This window comes from Mesorhizobium sp. M4A.F.Ca.ET.090.04.2.1 (assembly GCF_003999085.1).
Lineage (GTDB): Bacteria > Pseudomonadota > Alphaproteobacteria > Rhizobiales > Rhizobiaceae > Mesorhizobium.
Genome location: NZ_RZOT01000391.1, coordinates 1 through 5784 on the forward strand (window position 1 = coordinate 1; position 5784 = coordinate 5784).

At 63.1% G+C, this 5784-nt stretch carries 4 protein-coding genes and 1 pseudogene; 1 reads left to right on the top strand and 4 read right to left on the bottom strand.

The window, feature by feature from the left end:
• From EN781_RS23590 to urtA, 3 genes and pseudogenes are all read right to left on the bottom strand, one after another.
• Nucleotides 1-745 (bottom strand): annotated as a pseudogene (locus EN781_RS23590) (urea ABC transporter permease subunit UrtC); the annotation flags it as partial.
• Complete coding sequence (gene urtB / locus EN781_RS23595) at nt 742-2355, bottom strand: urea ABC transporter permease subunit UrtB (protein WP_126054762.1); 1614 nt, start codon at nt 2353-2355, stop codon at nt 742-744. The pseudogene EN781_RS23590 and the gene urtB, both read right to left, overlap by 4 nt.
• A 120-nt stretch (nt 2356-2475) precedes the next feature.
• Nucleotides 2476-3783: an urea ABC transporter substrate-binding protein gene (urtA, locus tag EN781_RS23600; protein ID WP_126054763.1), complete on the bottom strand. Its 1308-nt coding sequence runs from the start codon at nt 3781-3783 to the stop codon at nt 2476-2478.
• A 304-nt stretch (nt 3784-4087) separates the two neighbouring features.
• On the opposite strand from urtA, the gene EN781_RS23605 reads away from it, so the two are divergent.
• Nucleotides 4088-4483 carry a hypothetical protein gene (locus tag EN781_RS23605; protein WP_126054764.1) on the top strand — a complete coding sequence of 132 codons (396 nt, stop codon included), beginning with the start codon at nt 4088-4090 and terminating at the stop codon, nt 4481-4483.
• Nucleotides 4484-4547: 64 nt separating this feature from the next.
• Here the strand turns inward: EN781_RS23605 and EN781_RS23610 are convergent.
• Nucleotides 4548-5784, bottom strand: a 1237-nt coding sequence (locus EN781_RS23610; RefSeq protein WP_145965595.1) for a GMC family oxidoreductase, incomplete at its 5' end; no start/stop codon positions are given.

The window sequence follows — 5784 nt, forward strand, 5'->3', positions numbered from 1 at the left end:
GGAAGCGGGTGCGGCTTTCGGCATCGCGCACCGCCATCAGGAGCTTGCCGTACTTCGAGCGCACGATCGCCGAGGTCAGGAGAACGGCAAGCGCCAGGGTCACGGCACTGGCCGCGAACAGCGCCGAGCGCGTTGCGTCGGCCTGCACGTTGAATCCGAGAATGTCCTTGAAGTCGGTCAGGCCGTTGTTGCCGCCGAAACCCATGTCGTTGCGGAAGAAGGCGAGCAGCAGCGCATAGGTCATCGCCTGGGTGATGATCGACAGATAGACGCCGGTGACGCGGCTGTGGAAGGCGAACCAGCCGAAAACGAAGGCGAGCAGGCCTGGCGCGGCCAGCACCATCGTTGCTGCGAACCAGAAATGGTCGAAACCGTACCAGAACCACGGCAGTTCCTTGTAGTTCAGGAACACCATGAAGTCCGGCAGGATAGGATTGCCGTAGACGCCGCGCGAGCCGATCTGGCGCATCAGGTACATGCCCATCGCATAGCCGCCGAGCGCGAAGAAGGCGCCGTGACCGAGCGAGAGGATGCCGCAATAGCCCCAGACGAGGTCGAGCGCGAGCGCGAGCAGCGCATAGCAGAGATATTTGCCAACCAGCGCTACGATGTAAGGCGGAATGTAGAACGCGCTCGACGGCGACACCGCGAGATTGAGCAGCGGCACGATGATCGCCGCCGCGAACAGGATGAGAACGGTGCTGGCGATGCGGCGATCGGCGCCGAAGAAGCGTTGCGTGATCATGCTTCCACCGCCCGGCCCTTCAGCGCGAACAGGCCGCGCGGACGCTTCTGGATGAACAGGATGATCAGCACCAGCACGACGATCTTGCCGAGCACGGCGCCGGCATAAGGTTCGAGGAACTTGTTGACGATGCCGAGCGAAAAGGCGCCGACCAGCGTACCCCACAGATTGCCGACACCGCCGAAGACGACGACCATGAAGCTGTCGATGATGTAGCCGCGTCCGAGATTGGGCGAGACGTTGTCGATCTGGCTGAGCGCGACACCGGCGATGCCGGCAATGCCGGAGCCGAGCGCGAAGGTCAGCGCGTCGACCCAGGGCGTCCTGATGCCCATGGAAGCGGCCATGCGGCGGTTGGCGGTGACGGCGCGCATGCGCAGGCCCCAGGGTGTGTGCTTCATGACGTAGAGCAGCACGCCAAACACCAGGAGCGCGAAGACCAGGATCCACAGCCTGTTCCAGGTGATGGCCAGTTGGCCGACGTCGAACGAGCCCGACATCCAGGATGGATTGCCGACCTCCTGGTTGGTCGGCCCGAAGATGGTGCGCACGGCCTGCTGCAAAACCAGCGAGATGCCCCAGGTGGCCAGAAGCGTTTCCAGCGGCCGGCCATAGAGGAGGCGGATGACGCCGCGCTCGATGGCGAGGCCGACGAGCGCTGCGACCAGGAAAGCGAGCGGCAGCGCGATGACCAGCGACCAGTCGAACAGTTCCGGAAAGGACGTGCGGATCACCTGCTGGACGACGAAGGTGGTGTAGGCGCCGAGCATGACCATCTCGCCATGTGCCATGTTGATGACGCCCATGACGCCGAAGGTGATGGCAAGGCCGATGGCCGCGAGCAGCAGCACCGAACCCAGAGAAATGCCGTACCAGATGTTCTGGCCTGCATCCCACAGCGCCAGCGTTGAATTGATGGCGCCGATCGCGGACGAGGCCGCGCCCTTGACCGCGCCTCCGGAACTCGCCTCGACCGAGGTGAGCAGCGATAGCGCGTCGCGGTCGCCGCGCGCGGCAATCACCGAGATCGCGGCAAGCTTGTCGGCCTCGGGTTTGTCCGAAACCAGAACCGATGCCGCGCGGGCCTGATCGAACAGCGCCATGACGGCCGGCTCCGTCTCGGCGGTGATGGCGGCATCGAGCGGTTCGATGTTCGCCGCGTCCGGCGTCTTGAACATGGTCGCGGCGGCTGCAATCCGCACGGCCGGGTCCTTGGCGCGCAGCGTCAGCGTGCCGAGCGCGTCGCGGATGATGCGGCGCAAGCCGTTGTTGACCTTGATCTTGGTGAGATCGGCCTTGGCGGCAGTGGCTGATTTCTCGCCGCTCAGAGGATCGAGCAGGTCGATGCCGTCGCCGGCGTCCTTGCCGACGAAGACCTGGGAGTCGGCCTTGCGGATGTAGAGATTGCCGTCGGCGAGCGCCGAAAGCGGCAGCTCGACCGCAGGGTCGCCGGTGGCGGCAAGCTCGCGCACCACGGCCTCGGTGGCCGAGAAGCTGGTGCCGGTGGCGAATTTGGCGATGATGGCGCGCAGGTCGGCTTCGGCGTTCGACGGCAACAAACTTGCCATCAGAAACAACAGCGTGAGGCCGAGAGCGCGCAACAGGATCATCCGTTCAGATACTCGTCTGGGGCTGGAATTGCGCGTCCGGGCGGACTGGAGGAGGAGTTCGCCCGGACGCTTCGCGGTCCTGGCCGTGGAGAGAACCACGACCGATCAGACCCGGGAGGATCAGTTGGTTCCCTTGCCGCCGCACTTGCCAGTGGCAACGTTGAAGTTGCCGCAGGACAGAGGCGCGCGCCAATCCGAGATCAGGTCCTTGGAGTCAGGCAGGAAGTCGGACCATTCGTCGCCCATCACCAGGCCCGGCGTCTGCGAGACGGTCTCGAACTGGCCGTCGGCCTGGATCTCGCCGATCAGCACCGGCTTGGTGATGTGATGGTTCGGCATCATGGTCGAATAGCCGCCGGTCAGGTTCGGCACCGAGACGCCGACCATAGCGTCGATGACCTTGTCCGGATCGGTGGTGCCGGCCTTCTCGACCGCCTTCACCCACATATTGAAGCCGATATAGTGGGCTTCCATCGGGTCGTTGGTGGTGCGCTTGTCGTTCTTGATGAACTTGTGCCAGTCGTCGATGAACTTCTTGTTCTCGGGCGTATCGACGCTCTCGAAATAGTTCCAGGCGGCGAGATGGCCGACCAGCGGACCGGTGTCGAGGCCGGCCAGCTCTTCCTCGCCGACCGAGAAGGCCATGACCGGGATGTCCTCGGCCTTGATGCCCTGGTTGCCGAGCTCCTTGTAGAAGGGAACGTTGGCGTCGCCGTTGACGGTCGAGACGACGGCCGTCTTCTTGCCGGCCGAGCCGAACTTCTTGATCGCCGAGACCTCGGTCTGCCAGTCGGAGAAGCCGAACGGCGTGTAGTTGACCATGATGTCCTCGGCCGGCACGCCCTTCGCCTTCAGATAAGCTTCGAGGATTTTGTTGGTGGTGCGCGGATAGACGTAGTCGGTGCCTTCAAGCACCCAGCGCTTCACCGAGCCGCCGTCCTCGCTCATCAGGTAGTCGACGGCCGGGATGGCCTGCTGGTTTGGAGCGGCACCGGTGTAGAAGACGTTGCGCTCGCTCTCCTCGCCCTCATACTGGACCGGATAGAACAGGATGTTGTCGAGTTCCGAGAACACCGGCAGCACCGACTTGCGCGACACCGAGGTCCAGCAGCCGAACACGGCCGCGACCTTGTCCTTGGAGATCAGCTCGCGCGCCTTTTCGGCGAACAGCGGCCAGTTGGACGCCGGATCGACGACGACGGCCTCGAGCTTCTTGCCGAGCAGGCCGCCCTTGGCGTTCTGCTCCTCGATCAGCATCAGCATGACGTCCTTCAGCGTCGTCTCCGAAATCGCCATGGTCCCCGACAGCGAATGGAGGATGCCGACCTTGATCGTGTCGTCGGCCGCCTTTGCAGGCGCCGTCAGCAGACCGGCGGCGAGCACGCCAGCCGAAAACATTTTTGTTATTGTCGAGAAGTTACCCCTCATATTGCACACTCCCATTCTGGTTGTTTTGCGTCGCAACAGAGCTATGCAACCACCATGCCAATCCAGGAAAAGCGGGCAAGACAGCCGGATATCCGAGCCTTATCAGTGAGTTACGATATTAGCTGCCCAACATGTAACGAAGTCCGGATCGTTCAAATGAGGCAAAATCGCGCAATGCTGCCTATATTTTGCCCAAATGGGATCCATGCCCATTTTTTGAGCCTGCCGCGTCGAATTGCGGCACGCGGCAGGTTGCGGTGCAGCGGGGAAATAGGGCAAGGTCAGCTTCGAACCGAGCGATGCCATGACCTCCCGTATCTCCAGCATTTTCAGCATCTTGCTATTGCTTGCCGCAACCGGAGCCGCCCGCGCCGACTTCACCGACGGCAAGATGCCCGACGGGATCTACCATTGCGAGGTCTACCTGCTCGGCGCCTTCCTCAACCTCGGCGACATCACCATCAAGGGCAATGTCTATAGCGGCCCGGTCACTTTCGGCACCGCGCCGCAAGGCTACAACTATCAGATGAATGCCAATGGCGAGATCAACTGGCTGGGTCCACTGGGCGGTTACACCAGCGGCGGCAACTCCGTCTCCATGACTCAGGCGACGCTGGACGGGCCTGACAGCCCGTCCTTCGATATCATCATGAAGCAGCCCGACGGAGCTTTCACCGCCTCAACCTGCACCAGGGGATAATCTACCCTTTCGCAAAAAAGCGCGGAGCCGGGAAAGCTCCGCGCAGGCTGCCGGGAGGGCGTGTTCAGATGCTCTTCGCCGACATCTGTCCGGCAATGTAATCGGCCTGACGGATGGCGAGCGAGACGATGGTCAGCGTCGGGTTCTCGGCGCCGCCGGTGGTGAACTGGCTGCCGTCGGACACGAACAGGTTTTTGATGTCGTGCGCCTGGCCATGCTTGTTGACGACGCCGTCGACCGCCTTCTCGCTCATCCGGTTGGTGCCGAGATTGTGGGTCGAGGGATAGGGCGGCGTCGGGAAGGTCCGCGTCGCGCCAACCGCCGCGTACAGCGCCTGACCCTGCTTGTAGGCATGATCGCGCATCGCCGTGTCGTTGGCGTGATCGTCGAAATGGACGTCGGCGATCGGCATGCCGTGCTCGTCCTTTTCGTCCTTGTGCAGCGTGATGCGGTTTTCCGGCCGCGGCATGTCCTCGCCGACGATCCACAGGCCCGCCATGTGGTCGTAGTGGTCGAGCGCCGTGGTGAAGGAGCGGCCCCAGCCGCCCGGGTTGAGGAAGGCCGCCATGAATGGCAGGCCGAGCGACAGCGTCTCCATCTCATAGCCACCGACGAAACCGCGCGAAGGGTCGTGGCGCGCCTCGTCGCGGATGATGCCGGCCATGGTGGTGCCGCGATACATGTGCACCGGCTTGTCGAAGATGGCGTAGACCGAGCCGGTTGTGTGGCGCATATAGTTCCTGCCCACCTGCCCCGAGGAATTGGCGAGCCCGTGCGGGAACTTGGCCGATTGCGAGTTGAGCAGCAGCCGCGGGCTCTCGATCGAGTTGCCGGCGACGGCGACGATGCGCGCCTTCTGCTCCTGCAGCTTGCCGTCCTTGTCGGCATAGACGACGCCGGTCACCTTTCCGCTGGCGTCGTGGTTGATCTTGATCGCCATCGAATTCGGCCGCACCTCGAGATGGCCAGTCGCCTCACCCTTGGGGATCTCGGTGTAAAGCGTCGACCATTTGGCGCCCCACTCGCAGCCCTGGAAGCAGAAGCCTGTCTGCTGGCAGGAGTTGCGGTCGTCGCGCTGGACCGAGTTGATGGCCATGTTGCCGGTGTGGCATTCCTTGTAGCCGAGCTTGTCGGCGCCGGCCTTCAGCACCTTGAAGTTGTTGTTGCCCGGCAGTCTTGGCCAGTCATTGGTGCCGGTGACGCCCATCTTGGCTTCGGCCTTGGTGTAGTAGGGTTCCATCTCGGCCAGCGTGATCGGCCAGTCGAGCAAGCTGGCGCCTTCCACCTTGCCGTAGGTCGAG

Bases quoted from the DNA above. Each gene is read 5' to 3' on its own strand.
- urtB (WP_126054762.1), bottom strand. From the start codon at position 2,355: ATGATCCTGTTGCGCGCTCTCGGCCTCACGCTGTTGTTTCTGATGGCA.
- urtA (WP_126054763.1), bottom strand. From the start codon at position 3,783: ATGAGGGGTAACTTCTCGACAATAACAAAAATGTTTTCGGCTGGCGTG.
- EN781_RS23605 (WP_126054764.1), top strand. From the start codon at position 4,088: ATGACCTCCCGTATCTCCAGCATTTTCAGCATCTTGCTATTGCTTGCC.